General features: G+C 36.2%; 10 protein-coding genes. 5 read left to right on the forward strand and 5 right to left on the reverse strand.

Annotated features, from left to right (window positions below; genetic code table 11):
- The 5 genes from glmS (at nt 1) to FLAVO9AF_RS12860 (ending at nt 8,711) form a co-directional block, all read left to right on the forward strand.
- Nucleotides 1-1,848 carry a glutamine--fructose-6-phosphate transaminase (isomerizing) gene (glmS, locus tag FLAVO9AF_RS12840; protein ID WP_159689479.1) on the forward strand — a complete coding sequence of 616 codons (1,848 nt, stop codon included), beginning with the start codon at nt 1-3 and terminating at the stop codon, nt 1,846-1,848.
- A 335-nt stretch (nt 1,849-2,183) separates the two neighbouring features.
- Nucleotides 2,184-5,003 carry a TonB-dependent receptor gene (locus tag FLAVO9AF_RS12845; protein WP_159689486.1) on the forward strand — a complete coding sequence of 940 codons (2,820 nt, stop codon included), beginning with the start codon at nt 2,184-2,186 and terminating at the stop codon, nt 5,001-5,003.
- A gap of 29 nt (nt 5,004-5,032) precedes the next feature.
- On the forward strand, nt 5,033-6,586 hold the full coding sequence (locus FLAVO9AF_RS12850) for a G-D-S-L family lipolytic protein (protein WP_159689489.1): 1,554 nt from the start codon (nt 5,033-5,035) through the stop codon (nt 6,584-6,586).
- A gap of 255 nt (nt 6,587-6,841) precedes the next feature.
- Complete coding sequence (atpD, locus tag FLAVO9AF_RS12855) at nt 6,842-8,353, forward strand: F0F1 ATP synthase subunit beta (RefSeq protein WP_159689493.1); 1,512 nt, start codon at nt 6,842-6,844, stop codon at nt 8,351-8,353.
- Between the two features lie 76 nt (nt 8,354-8,429).
- Nucleotides 8,430-8,711 carry a F0F1 ATP synthase subunit epsilon gene (locus tag FLAVO9AF_RS12860; RefSeq protein WP_024979835.1) on the forward strand — a complete coding sequence of 94 codons (282 nt, stop codon included), beginning with the start codon at nt 8,430-8,432 and terminating at the stop codon, nt 8,709-8,711.
- A gap of 50 nt (nt 8,712-8,761) precedes the next feature.
- Here FLAVO9AF_RS12860 and FLAVO9AF_RS12865 read toward each other — a convergent pair whose 3' ends face one another.
- The 5 genes from FLAVO9AF_RS12865 to FLAVO9AF_RS12885 form a co-directional block, all read right to left on the reverse strand.
- The gene (locus tag FLAVO9AF_RS12865) at nt 8,762-9,205 is read right to left on the reverse strand and encodes a DoxX family membrane protein (RefSeq protein WP_159689498.1); all 444 of its coding nucleotides are present in this window, start codon (nt 9,203-9,205) and stop codon (nt 8,762-8,764) included.
- Nucleotides 9,206-9,312: 107 nt separating this feature from the next.
- Complete coding sequence (locus FLAVO9AF_RS12870; RefSeq protein WP_159689504.1) at nt 9,313-10,869, reverse strand: phosphatase PAP2 family protein; 1,557 nt, start codon at nt 10,867-10,869, stop codon at nt 9,313-9,315.
- Complete coding sequence (locus tag FLAVO9AF_RS12875) at nt 10,859-11,755, reverse strand: hypothetical protein (RefSeq protein WP_236552322.1); 897 nt, start codon at nt 11,753-11,755, stop codon at nt 10,859-10,861. The genes FLAVO9AF_RS12870 and FLAVO9AF_RS12875 overlap by 11 nt, the downstream gene beginning before the upstream one ends.
- A gap of 59 nt (nt 11,756-11,814) precedes the next feature.
- On the reverse strand, nt 11,815-13,017 hold the full coding sequence (locus tag FLAVO9AF_RS12880; RefSeq protein ID WP_159689511.1) for a hypothetical protein: 1,203 nt from the start codon (nt 13,015-13,017) through the stop codon (nt 11,815-11,817).
- 256 nt (nt 13,018-13,273) lie between these two features.
- Complete coding sequence (locus tag FLAVO9AF_RS12885; protein WP_159689515.1) at nt 13,274-13,816, reverse strand: hypothetical protein; 543 nt, start codon at nt 13,814-13,816, stop codon at nt 13,274-13,276.
- Between the last annotated feature and the right edge of the window lie 131 nt (nt 13,817-13,947).

The raw sequence follows: 13,947 nt of genomic DNA on the forward strand, positions 1-13,947 counted from the left end.
ATGTGTGGAATTGTTGGATATATAGGCTACAGAGAGGCTTACCCGATAGTTATAAAAGGGTTAAAGCGTTTAGAGTATAGAGGTTATGATAGTGCTGGAATCATGGTATATGATGGGCATGATATCAAGCTTAGTAAGACTAAGGGTAAAGTATCTGATTTAGAGATTAAATCGAATTCAGAGATTGCTGTAAATGGGACTATTGGTATGGGGCATACACGTTGGGCTACTCATGGTGTTCCAAATGATGTGAATTCGCATCCACATGTTTCTAATTCTGGTGATCTTACAATAATTCACAATGGTATTATTGAAAATTATGCTCCTTTAAAACAAGAGTTAATTAAAAGAGGGTATGTTTTTCACTCAGATACAGATACCGAAGTTTTAGTAAATCTAATTGAAGAAGTTCAAAAAAAGGAAAAATTAAAACTTGGAAAAGCAGTTCAATTGGCTTTAAATCAAGTTGTAGGTGCTTATGCTATTGCTGTTTTTGACAAAAAAAATCCTAATGAAATTGTTGCAGCGCGTTTAGGTAGTCCTTTGGCTATTGGTGTTGGTGAAGGAGAGTACTTTATTGCATCTGACGCTTCACCATTTATTGAATACACTTCTAATGCTGTTTATTTAGAAGATGGTGAGATGGCTAATATTCGTTTGCATAGGCCAATGAAAGTTCGAAAAATAATGGACGATTCTTTGGTTGATCCTTATATTCAAGAGCTTCAAATGAATTTGGAGCAAATTGAAAAAGGAGGTTATGAGCATTTTATGCTAAAAGAAATTTATGAGCAACCTAGTGTTATAAAAGATACCTATAGAGGAAGACTTCATGCTAATGATGGTATTATTCAAATGGCTGGTGTTGAAGATAATTTAGAAAAATTTTTAAATGCAGATCGTATTATTATTGTCGCTTGTGGTACTTCTTGGCATGCTGGTTTGGTTGCTGAATATGTATTTGAAGAGTTTACTAGGATACCTGTAGAGGTAGAGTATGCATCTGAATTTAGATACCGTAATCCAATTATTACAAGTAAAGATGTTGTGATTGCTATTTCGCAATCTGGAGAAACTGCAGACACGATGGCGGCTATTAAATTAGCCAAAGAGCACGGAGCTTTCGTTTTTGGTGTTTGTAATGTTGTTGGATCTTCAATTTCGAGAGAGACACATGCAGGAGCTTACACGCATGCAGGACCTGAAATTGGGGTTGCTTCTACTAAAGCGTTTACCACTCAAATTACAGTTTTAAATATGATCGCCTTGCGTTTGGCAAAAGCGAAAGGAACTTTAACGCAGTCTGACTATAGAACGTATTTGCAAGAATTGGAGTTTATTCCAAGCAAAGTCTTAGAAGCTTTAGAAACTAACGAACAGGCAAAAGTTATCGCTGCTACGTTTAAAGATGCTCCAAATTGTTTGTATTTAGGTCGTGGTTATAATTTTCCTGTAGCATTAGAAGGCGCTTTAAAGTTAAAGGAAATATCATATATTCATGCTGAGGGATATCCTGCGGCTGAGATGAAACATGGTCCAATTGCTTTGATTGATGAGCAAATGCCAGTTATCGTTATTGCACCTAAGCAAGGGCATTATGATAAGATTGTAAGTAATATTCAAGAAATAAAATCCAGAAGTGGTCGTATTATCGCTGTTGTTACAAAAGGTGATACGCAAGTTAGAGATTTGGCTGATTTTGTAATTGAAATTCCAGAGACGTCAGATGCGTTATCGCCTCTAATTACTACAATCCCGCTTCAGTTATTGTCGTATCATATAGCTGTATTGAGAGGTTGTAATGTAGATCAACCTAGAAATTTAGCTAAATCCGTTACGGTAGAATAATTTTTTTGACCATAATAAAGACCCCAAATACGTAGGTATTTGGGGTTTTTTTATGCTTTTTTGTTGCTTTTTTCAATCGATTTCGTTGATAAAATCATTTTTATTAAAAATTTAAAAAAACACCATAAAAAGTACGATTAATACAATTTATTATGCATGCATAATTTTTTATTTATCCATTTAACCTAAAAATCTGTTTTTATTAAAAAGTACGCAACAATAAATTGGTTTTTTTAAGCCCTTTTTAATGCTATTTCGGCAGTTTTTTATGCCTATTTTTATTAATATCAAAAATATTTTTACATTTACGACCTAAACCAATTAACTCGAACCTAATGAGAATTTATTTACTTTTTTTGTCATTGTTTTTTTGTGGCTTAACTTTTGCTCAAAATTCAATTTCAGGGTCTGTTTCCGACCGTAATGGCCAGCCAATTCCTGGTGTCAATGTTAAAGTCATCGGGCAAGATGCAAGTACTGCTACCGATTTTGACGGTAAGTTTATCTTGAAGTCTGTTCAATCTCTGCCTGCAAAGATTGAAATTTCAAGTTTGGGTTTTACAACTCAAATTCTGACTGTAAAATCTTATAGTGAAAAGATAACAGTAAAATTATTAGATGAAGAAACTAAATTGGATGAAATTGTAGTTTCTGCCTCAAGAACTCCAGAGCGAGTTTTAGAATCTCCGGTAACTATTGAAAGAATGGGTATTGCTGATGTTAAGAAAACAGCATCGCCATCTTTTTATGATGGATTAGAGAATATGAAAGAAGTGCAAATGAATACTTCAAGTATGTCATTTAAGTCTATCAATACTCGTGGATTTGCTTCTGTTGCAAATACAAGATTTATGCAGTTGGTAGATGGAATGGATAACTCTTCACCGCTGTTAAACTTTCCATTGGGTAACCTTATAGGTCTTTCGGAGATTGATGTACAAAGTGTTGAGCTATTGCCAGGAGCATCTTCTGCATTATATGGAGCTAATGCTTTCAATGGAATTTTGTTTATGAATAGTAAAAATCCGTTTTCTTCTCCTGGAATTACTGCCTATGCTAAGTTTGGTCAAACAAGCCAACAAGCTGCGGGGACTAATGATTATTATGATTATGGTGTGAGAATGGCAGGAGTGTTTAGTCCTTATTTTGCAGCAAAGGCTAATTTCTCAGTTATGAGAGGTACAGAGTGGCATGCGGTAAATTATGATGATAAGACGAGAGCTGGTATAGATAGAAATACTATAAATTATGATGGTATCAATGTGTATGGTGATGAAGTAGCGACCAATATTAGAAATGTAGGTACTGCATTAGCTGCACAAGGATTGATTCCTGCATCTGCAGTGAATTTGTTGCCAAACACTACTGTAAGTAGAACGGGTTACAATGAGGTGGATTTGACCGATAATAAAGTTGCGAATACTAAGATAGATTTCTCTTTACATTACCGCCCATTTGGTGATGAAAAATTAGAAGTGATTTGGCAAAGTAAATTTGGTTTTGGTAACACCATATACCAGGGAGCAAATCGTTATTATTTGAATAATTTCTTTATGCAACAGCATAAAATTGAGTTTAAAGGAAAAAATTTCTTTGTAAGAGGTTATTTTACTACTGAGGATGGTGGTTCTTCTTATGACATGTTGTTTACAGGTATTAATGTAAACAGAAAATGGAAAAGCGATACAACTTGGTTTGGTCAATATGCTGGAGCATATGTTTCCGGTACCTTAGGAGGTTTGACACCAGATCAAGCGCATACCAACGCAAGAAAAATTGCGGATACAGGTAGACTAATTCCTGGAACTGCTGCTTTTAAAAATGCATTTAATCAAGTTATTGCGGATCCTGATGTTTTAACAGGTTCAAAATTGTTTGACAATTCAAGAATTTATCACTCTGATGCCAATTATAATCTAAAAGATTTAATTTCTTTTGCTGAAATACAAGTTGGTGGCTCATTCAGACAATACCAATTGGATTCTGGTGGGCGTATTTACACTGATGCAGATGGTCCTATATATTACAACGAATATGGATTATACACACAAGCGACTAAAAAGATGATGGACGACCGTTTGAAGTTTACTGGATCTATTCGTTATGATAAGTCACAAAATTTTAAAGGAAATTACTCTCCTAGAGTTTCCTTAGTGTATTCTGCAGGTCAAAATAAGAATCATAATTTTAGAGGGTCTTTTCAAACAGGTTTCAGAAACCCATCTACACAAGATCAATATATCGGATTTAACGTAGGTAGTGCTATTTTATTAGGATCTGCTCCAGATAACTTAACTAGATATTCTGAAACTTTGCCTGTTGCTACTGCACTTGGACAATCATTTGCAGGCGGAACATCAGCCACTATTAATGGGTTGAATGCCTACAACAATTCTTACACAGCTTCATCTGTACTTGCTTTTGCTGCAGCGGGTGGTAATACTGCTTTATTAAGAAAAACGAATGTTGACTTTGTTAAGCCTGAGGAAGTGAAAGCGTTTGAATTAGGATACCGTTCTTTTGTTAATAATACTTCTATTGATATTAATGGATATTATAATATCTATAATAATTTTATTGGGAATTTAAATGTAGTAGCGCCATTGTATGGTACTGCTCAAGATACGCCAAATGCTACTCCTAATCCAGCTGATCTTGGATGGCAGTCAGTTCATGCTTTAGGAACAGGAAATACTAGAACATTTCAATTGTATACTAATACAGCTTTAGAGATCAAATCATTAGGATTTGGAATTGGATTATCTAGAAAAGTATACCAAGATTTCGAAGTAGGCGTAAACTACAACTATGCAGAGTTTAGTTTCGATCAAGCTCAGGACCCAAGTTTTGAAGCTGGTTTCAATACACCGAAGCATCGTGTTAAAGCGACTATTGGTAACGAAAAATTATTCAAAAACTTCGGATTTAATGTTAGCGGTAGATGGAACAGTGAATACTTATGGCAATCTTCTTTTGCTGACGGTGTAATTGAAGCTGCAACAGTAATTGATGCTCAATTGAACTATTTAATCCCATCATTGAGATCTACTATTAAGATTGGAGCTTCTAATATTGGTAGTAGAGAGTATGGTCAAGTATTGGGGGCTGGATTAATCGGGCAACAGTACTTTGCTTCTTGGACAATCAACCCGTAATTATTCATTAATCAAAAAAAATTAGAACAATGATAAAAAATTTCAAATGGTTACTTATTGCTTCTTTGGCATTTGTAGCTTGTAATAATGATGATGAAGTAACGATTGATTCGAATTCATCAGATGGAAAGCCTTTAACAGCAGGTACTGCTGTGGTAACAAAATATGTTGCTTTAGGAGATTCTTACGGGGCTGGTTTTAGTGATAATGCTTTGTTTAAATTAGCTCAAGAAGGATCGTATGCCAATTTGTTGGCCAACCAATTTGCATTAGCAGGTGGAGGCGATTTTAAAACGCCATTTATGGCAGATAATGTTGGAGGTTTACTTTTGGGTGGAAACGTGATTTCGGGACCTAGGTTGTTTTTTAACGGAGCTGGTCCGGCTCCGGTTTCAGGAAAACCAACTACTGAAGTAACGACTAAATTAACTGGACCATTCAATAATTTAAGTGTTCCAGGTGCCAAAAGTTACCATTTGGTAGCTCCTGGTTATGGAAATGTAGCTGGAGTAGCTGCTGGTTCAGCTAATCCTTACTTTGCAAGATTTGCAACAACTGCCTCAACAACCGTAGTTGCTGATGCTGTTGCTCAAGATCCTACTTTCTTTTCTTTGTGGATTGGAGGTAATGATGTTTTGGGTTATGCAACTTCTGGAGGGACTGGTAAAGATCAAAAAGGGAATTTAAATCCTGCTACATATGCAGCGAATGATATTACGGATCCATCTGTTTTTGCAAATGTATATTCTAATATCGTTAATGCAATGACAGCCAAAGGTGCAAAAGGTATTGTGGCTAATTTGCCATACGTAACTGCTTTGCCATTTTTCACAACGGTGCCTACAAATGCAATTCCTGGATTGAGTCCCTCGCAAGCTGGTCAACTTAATCAGTTGTTTGGAGGAATAAATATGGCATTAGCTGGAGCAAGTTTGCCTGCTCGTTTTGCTACAATTGTTGCTGATGATGGTAATCCAAAGACGACAGAAAGTAATCCTTTGCTTATTTTGGATGAATCTTTACCAAATATATCTGCACAAATTACAGCTGCCTTAACTCCTAGTTTAGGAGCTGGAACTGCAGCTGCTTTAGGAGGTCTTTATGGTCAAGCAAGACACGCAAGTAGTGCTGTCGGTAAACAAGATTTCATTCTATTAACGGCAAGAGGAGTTATTGGTACCCCTCAAGCTGGAGCGCCTGCTGGTTTTAATACTATTGGTGTAACGTTTCCAATGGGTGATGGCACAGCGTTAACTGCTACAGAGTTTTTGGAAATTAAAGCAGCAACCGATTCATATAATGCTACCATTAAGGCTGTAGCGGATGCAAAGGGATTGGCTTTTGTAGATTTGCGCCCAATTATGGATCAAATCGCAGGACCTGGATTAGTGTTTAATGGTTACAATACAACTTCAGCCTTTATATTTGGTGGTATGTTTTCATTAGATGGTGTGCATCCAAGCCCTCGAGGTTATGCTATCATATCTAATTATTTTGCACAAGCTATTAATGCAAAATATGGTTCGAACTTTAAAGATGTAAATGCCGGTCAATATCGTATTTTATATCCAGCATCACTATAAAAACCAAATGGACAATAACCAAATGAACCACCTGTATATAATGCAGGTGGTTTTTTTGTTTTGAAAAATGAATTTGATGAAAGTGGAGGGGGGCTTTTGTGACTTTGATAAAAAATATCATTTTTTTTAAAAAAAAGGTGTTGATTATGTATTTTAAAAAATATATCTTTGCACACGGAAAAAAGCATCTGAAAGACCTGATTTTTGAAGATGAATTTCACAAACCTAAATAGCTATTTAATAAATACATAAGTAATGTCTAAAGTAATAGGAAAAGTTGCCCAAATCATTGGCCCAGTAGTGGACGTAGTTTTCAACGGTAAGGATGTTGAACTTCCAAAAATTTATGACTCATTAGAAGTCACTAGAAAAGATGGTACTTTATTGGTACTAGAAGTGCAATCTCACATTGGTGAAAATACCGTTCGTACCATTTCGATGGACTCTACAGATGGTTTAAGCAGAGGTTATGAAGTAGTTGGTACAGGAAGTCCAATTCAAATGCCAATTGGTCCAGACGTTTACGGACGTTTGTTTAATGTGGTTGGAGATGCAATTGATGGTTTAGGTGAATTGCCTAAAACAGGTGAAAACGGATTGCCAATCCACAGACCAGCTCCGAAATTCGAAGATTTATCTACTTCTTCTGAAGTTTTATTCACAGGTATTAAAGTAATCGATTTGATTGAGCCTTATGCAAAAGGTGGTAAAATTGGATTGTTTGGTGGTGCTGGTGTTGGTAAGACAGTATTGATTCAGGAGTTGATTAACAATATTGCAAAAGGTCACGGTGGTCTTTCTGTATTCGCAGGAGTAGGAGAAAGAACTCGTGAAGGAAATGACTTGCTTCGTGAGATGTTAGAGTCAGGAATTATTAAATATGGTGAAGATTTCATGCACTCTATGGAAAATGGAGGATGGGATTTATCTAAAGTTGATATGCCAGGAATGAGAGAGTCTAAAGCTACTTTCGTTTTCGGACAAATGAATGAGCCTCCAGGAGCTCGTGCACGTGTGGCACTTTCTGGATTATCTATCGCTGAGTATTTCCGTGATGGAGCTGGATCTGATCAAGGAAAAGATGTATTGTTCTTCGTGGATAACATCTTCCGTTTTACGCAAGCAGGTTCTGAGGTGTCAGCACTTTTAGGACGTATGCCATCTGCGGTAGGTTACCAACCAACATTGGCAACTGAGATGGGTGCGATGCAAGAGCGTATTACTTCTACAAACAAAGGATCTATTACATCTGTACAAGCGGTTTACGTTCCTGCGGATGACTTAACTGACCCTGCTCCCGCAACTACATTTGCTCACTTAGATGCTACAACAGTATTGTCTCGTAAAATTGCTGAGTTAGGTATTTATCCTGCGGTAGATCCATTGGATTCTACTTCAAGAATTTTGACTCCTCATATCTTAGGAAATGAGCATTACGATTGTGCACAAAGAGTTAAAGAAATTCTTCAAAAATACAAACAATTACAAGATATCATCGCTATCCTTGGTATGGAAGAGTTGTCAGAAGATGATAAATTAGCAGTTGCAAGAGCACGTCGTGTACAACGTTTCTTATCTCAACCTTTCCACGTAGCGGAGCAATTTACGGGTATTCCTGGAGTTTTGGTTGATATTAAAGATACCATCAAAGGATTTAATATGATTATTGATGGTGAATTGGATCACTTGCCAGAATCTGCTTTCAACCTTAAAGGTACTATCGAGCAAGCGATCGAAGCAGGAGAGAAAATGTTAGCCGAAGCATAAAATCAGTTAGCAATTAGAAGGTGGCAGTATGCAAATGGTGCTAATTACTAATTACTAATTACTAATCACTAAAAAAATGATTTTAGAAATTGTATCAGCAGAAGCAAAATTATTTAATGGGGAAATTACTTCTATCACCCTTCCAGGTGTAGACGGAAGTTTTCAAATCTTAAATAATCACGCGCCAATTGTCTCGTTACTAAAACAAGGAACTGTAAAAATTGCAGCAAATAGTTTTGATTTTATAAGCGAAGGAGAAACTAAATTTAAAAAAGTTTCTAATCAATTATACACACTTGATATCGAGTCTGGAACAATTGAAATGAAAGACAATAAATTAATTCTTTTAGCAGACTAAGAGAATATAGAATAGAAAAGAAAGCCCAACAATTGTTGGGCTTTCTTGTTTTATATGCTTGATTGCTGTTGGTGATGTTTCCCAATTATGGTCAAGGCCGCTGCTATTAGCACTAAATTCTTGACAATATATTGTCCAATTAATGTTGGGCAAAAAAGCGTGGTGTCAAAGCATAATTTTGGAACGATAACTATTGGAAAAAAGGTTACGAGCATATGTAGCAACAAAAGTAGTATCACTATTGGCGTCCATTTTTTTATTAAAAGGCCAACCCCAATCATCATTTCTGCTATTCCTAATATAGGCACAAAAATGGAGGGTTCAAACCAATATACGGTTTCTTGAACTAATTGTTCTGCAGGGCTTGTTTCGAAGACTTTTAAAGCGCCAAACCATATGTATACAATAGCTAATGATACTCTCAGTAGTATTGCGCTGTAAATGTCTATTTTTCTACTGAATTGACTATAAAAGGTGTTGAGTTGTGTTTCCATAGTATTTGATTGAATTAAAAACCTAACAGGGGCTCAATCCTGTTAGGCTGCATTGATAATAAAAGCAATAACCAATTGTTATATTACCAACTTTTTATTTTTGTTCTTTATTCAGCACCATCTGTTTTGGCTCTTGAAACTGCGAATGCACCAACAGTTTCACCTAGTAGTAATCCTTTTTCACAATCGCTTCTATAGTGAATGGCTCCATATAGTCTTGAATTAGATGCCTCTTTGGCGAAGGCATTGAATTTTTCTTTTGATTCAGGTAAGAGATGTGACAATACTGTTGCTGCAGCTGCGCTAAAGGTAGAATGACCAGAAACGTAAGCAGGGAAATTAGGTATTCCTGTTGTAGTTTTTATCGATGTGTCCATTTGTGAAGGTCTTGGGTTAAAATAGAAGTACTTGGCATCCCAACAACTAATGGCGGCATCCATCATAGCAAGATTAAGTAATGCCATATTTCTTGCCCAGCGGATTTCACTGTAATTCTGTTGTGCAAAATGTTCTGTTGCAATGGCATTCCAATGTCCTGGAGGCGTGTAAGTACCAACCCCATCTGCCCAAAAAGTCACAATTCGTTGTTGTTCTTTAGTGCTGCTGGTGCTAAATTTTTTTATCTCGGCCAGTTCTTTTGCAAAAGCCTCAGATTTTGTGGATGGAGGTGGTACAGGACGGCTCGCTACTACATCAGCTGACGTCATTAAGAACGATTTTACATTTCCAAACAATGGAAGCATCGGTGGACGTTTTGGAGCATCAAGAGAGATCCAAGGCGTTTCTCCTTTCGCAATAGTATTGGATTCTAATTGAGCCCATATTGCTGGTGTTCCTATTGCTACACCTGCTCCATCGCCAGCGGCTCTTGTTATGAATTTGGCAGCAATTTTTCTTCCTAGAGCAATTCCAGCTTCCACATCACTTCGAACGTTGGCTCCGCTAATGATTCGGTATAGTTTTTCTTCATCTGCTTTTTCTTGTATGTAAGCGATCTCTGTTGGGAATAGCAATTTTAGTAATTCTACGGTTACTCCAGACAGTACACCGTCTTCGGAAGGGTAGGCGGGTAAAGTACTTTTAGGAACTAATACTTGTAAGGTTGCATCTACAGTGTAGGGAGCGGCTCTATTGTATAATTTTTTGTAATGCCAAGCTGAAATTAATGCGTCATATTGTGCGGCACTTACATACGCATAGGCTCTTGCTGCATAAGGTGGATTTGAAAAGGGAAATTGCGGGTACCCGAATGGATTTGCAGCAGAAGGCGCAGGATACGTTCCGTCTTCGTTTTGATAGGGTGGACGATTGTACCTAGCAACCAAGGTGCGCATAATTTCATTCCAGCGTAAAACACCGCCCACTCGCCAATAGGCAATGATCTTTTTTTGTTCTTCGGTTATAGCTGCTTGGTAGCTTTTGATTTCGTTAATTTCTCGAGTGTAGGCAGCTGTATTTGTTGCTGCTGGAACATCGATAGAGAATTCATCAGGCGCTGTTAGTAAAATTGGTTTCCAAGTGCCGCCGTTTGCATCGATATTGGTTGGGTTTAAAGCCTGAAAATTATCATTATGTTCTGTAACCTCTTCACTACAAGAAAAAACAAATAAAGACAGACAGATAATAAGACTATTTAAAAGAGAGTGGTATAGTTTAGTTTTCATTTTCCGTAGATTTTTTTTCAAAATTGATAATATAAAATAAGCCTCCATAAACGGTTTTGGATTGTCCAACATTTTTACCTTCAGCTACATAATTATAGCCTCCTATAAAGGATAACTCGGGTATGTTTTTGAGTGTGTATTTTGTGTTTATGCCATATCGTATGGCATTCATAGTGTTGCTTGGGAAAGGCATATTGTTTTTGGTAATGTCAAAACCTCCTTTTTGTGTTACCCAGTTATCAATTATAAATTCGGCTATTAATCGATTAGAGCGATAGCCTGTTCTAAAATTAACCGAAATAGCATCTGGCATATTCACTTTATTTGAATAGATGATTTCGTCATTCGTTAAATAGGAATTTCTTTCAATTGTAACGTTTGCTCTTTTTATATAAGCTCCAGAAAGGGTACTGAAAAAATTACCTCTTTGAAAATCTCCCATAACTCGTAATGTCCCTGTTTTGCTTCCAAGGCCCAAGCTCAAGGGTAAATAATCGACAGCATAATTGGATAGTGGAGTAGAATAGCTCCCAATAAAATAAATGGAATAGGTGTTTTTTCCAATTGTTTTTTCAATTGGCATGTATTTTAAAGTTAAAGTAAGGTCTTGTATTCCTTTTTGACCTTTCATTGTTCCTTCAGAAGTATTTGTTTTTACATATGGCAAACTAAACAATAGATTCAATTTGTCCGAAATTCCGTAATTACCCATTACTGCTAATGATTTTGTGCTTACAGTTCCAAGATTTAAATTGGTTCTTTTGAAATTACCTTCCCAGTAGTTATCCCAACTGCTGTATTGGTATATTGCTCCTGTGCAAAAGTTGTTTTTACTCATCATTATCCCGTCAATTTCGGTTTGAGCTTTTATGTGTAAGAATGTCATTAAGAGACAACTTAAAATGATTTTTTTCATTTAAATAATCAAAAGGGTTAGTACTATTTTTACGAGTGGGGAGTGGGTGTAACACTAAACTTTTTGTTCAAATTAAAACGATACGAATAGCCAATGTTAATGGAGTAATCTGCAAATGCTGCATCTCCTTGAACGTGAACATATTTACTTGGGTCCGTGATTACCGAATTTTGTAAGTTTTGACTAGCGATGTCTGCCGCACTTTGAATGCGGTTTTTAACTATGTTATAAGGTATAAATAAACTAAAGCCGTGCTTTCCTAGGCGATAGGAAATTCCGTATTCAATGGCAATAACATAACCAGGTCTTCTATAAGCTACTTGACCTCCAAAGGCATCATAGGCAGGTATTCCTTCAAATCTTCCTGCTAATGAAATGGATAGATTTTCTTTCTTATCTACGGCAGCTACTACTCCTAAACGGCCAAAATATTGATCGGGTGAGGCGTAAATTTCGTAGCCTTCTAGTCCTACTTTTGGTGCAGATTTGAACGTGCCATTTGATTCTTGAGGATTGAATAAGTAATAGCCGTTCAAAAAGCCATAAAGTCTTCCCGATAGTTTTCGGAATGCTTGTATTTCAACGGTATACCCTACTCCGCCATCACCAGGTTGAATGGCTTGGTCCATGACTACGTTTTGAGTAGTGCCGTTGGCTTGTGGGGCATCATCTCTGCGGTCGTGACTGCCGTTGTTAAGTTTTATCCCTAATCCAATCATAACATTTCCTTTGGTTACTTTGGTAGGGTCGAATGCCCAAAAATTGGCGCTTAAACGTACATCGGCTAAACCATCAGCAAAAACACTATATCTTAGGGTGTCTTTTGTTGGAGCGGTTTGTCTCAAAACTTGTGATCGTTCGTTGTGTACGTATGGAATTGTTGCGTTTAATTGGATTCTATTGGTTAGTCCATACGAAAAATTCAAATCTATGGCGTGCGAATAAATGTTTACAGCGTTTCCAAGTTCTTTGCCGTTAGCATCGTGTCCGCCACCGGTAGTTTGTCTCTCTAGTTGTTCTTCCTTTCCAACAAAATGGCGCCAAGAATGAAAATACCTATAGTTCGTACCTACTTGAAATTCTCCTTCTTCAAGGTTATATGAATTGGTAGCATTCATATTTTGTCCCCCCATTTGTCTTACGGCAACACAGCCTTGTGCAGCGACTTTAGAAATCAGCAATAAACTGATTATGGTTATGTAGCTATGTAATTTGCGTAATAGTATTGGCATAATGATTTGTTTTACAGCAAAACATAACTTTTATGCAATCATTCTTGAAAGAACAATTTTCATAATAGTCTCGTTTTCTGTGCTCTACTTTTTTGAAAATAGAGATTGGATTAGTTTAATTTGAAATGTTTTGAACTGAAGAGCTCTTTTTTATTTATTGATGTCAAAACACGGCACTGAATAAGTTGTAGCCAGTGAGATTATGACCACTATCGAGTAATCTTAATTTGTTTTGAATCGAATAAAATAAAACGAATTAAACTAAGTCTGGAGGAGAAAAAGGTAAATTGAAATAGCCACAAACTGGTTTCGTGATTTGTGTTTTTTGAAAAGAAACTTTGGCTATCTGATGCGTAGAAGGTGTACTAATTGATAAAGGTTTTGTAACCAAATAATCAGTTACAACCGTTTTTAATAGTTTTTTTGCAGGCGATTCTTTTGAAGGGGAATCATCAAATAATTGTTGATTTACAAGGTTTGTGAGCTCAGAACTTATCTTGTCTTGATGCGTGTTTGGTAAATAATACAAGTACAGGATGTTGTTTTTTATACGTTTTTTAAAAACATGATAATATGTATTGTTGATTTCTATGTTTTGGTTTACGTATTCAAAGTCTGTGTCTTGTACAAAAGAATAAATGGAAGCGTTTACTTCAAGAACTTGGTATTCAGTAGTTGCTTTTTCTTGCATACTTGAGACCCATTGGTGTTCTTCTTTTTGATGAAATAGAAGATAGTACCCTATTACATTGTAAAATAAGGAGGCAATTAGAAATACCGATGCCAAGCGTTTCATCATGCTCCGAAAGTAAAAAACAAAATGATTGATTTCGTGTTGTTTAGTGTTTTTTAAGTTTTTTTTAACATTAAAAAAATTTATAGTAAATTTTTATTATTAAAAAGTTAAGAATATTTCAGTAATTTTTTCTA

The organism is Flavobacterium sp. 9R (genome assembly GCF_902506345.1).
Lineage (GTDB): Bacteria > Bacteroidota > Bacteroidia > Flavobacteriales > Flavobacteriaceae > Flavobacterium.